Here is a 508-nt window from a genome sequence, read left to right as displayed (position 1 = left end):
CATAATGAAAGAAGGGATATTAATGAAAACAAGTCGAATTGTTGTAACCGGACGTGTGCAAGGTGTAGGCTTTCGTTATTTTACGGAAAGAATCGCCAAGAGAATGAAAGTTGCGGGAACTGTGGAGAATAAGAACGATGGATCAGTAGAAATTCTTGTTCAAGCAGATGATGCCACATTGCGTGCTTTTATTGAAGAAGTCAAAGAAATGTCGGAAAACCCATCCGCCCATGTCGACAATATCCAAGTCGTTGAAACCTTCAATAGTGAGGAAATGGTGAAATTTCGCACGGTTTATTGAAATAGCCCCCTAAATTAGCTACAATAGTAACGTTAGTCAAGACACTTAAACAAGAATCAAATAACTATATAAATTAAAGGACGTGAAGTATTGTCAAGCCGTTTAAAAAATAAACGCCTATCGCTAATTATGCTAGTGATGTCACTCGTGGTATTTTTGGGTGGATGTGCCAATCCAAATAATCCAGATGGTTTTATGTACCGCTTA

General features: G+C 38.0%; 1 protein-coding gene. It reads left to right on the top strand.

What is annotated here, in order from left to right; genetic code table 11:
- Positions 1-301 (top strand): acylphosphatase (locus ACRCJ0_RS19470; protein ID WP_431391873.1); only part of this gene is annotated, 301 nt, incomplete at its 5' end.
- Positions 302-508 lie beyond the last annotated feature (207 nt).

This window comes from Aerococcus sp. L_32 (genome assembly GCF_050689315.1).
This window is presented reverse-complemented; position numbering and strand designations above follow the sequence as displayed.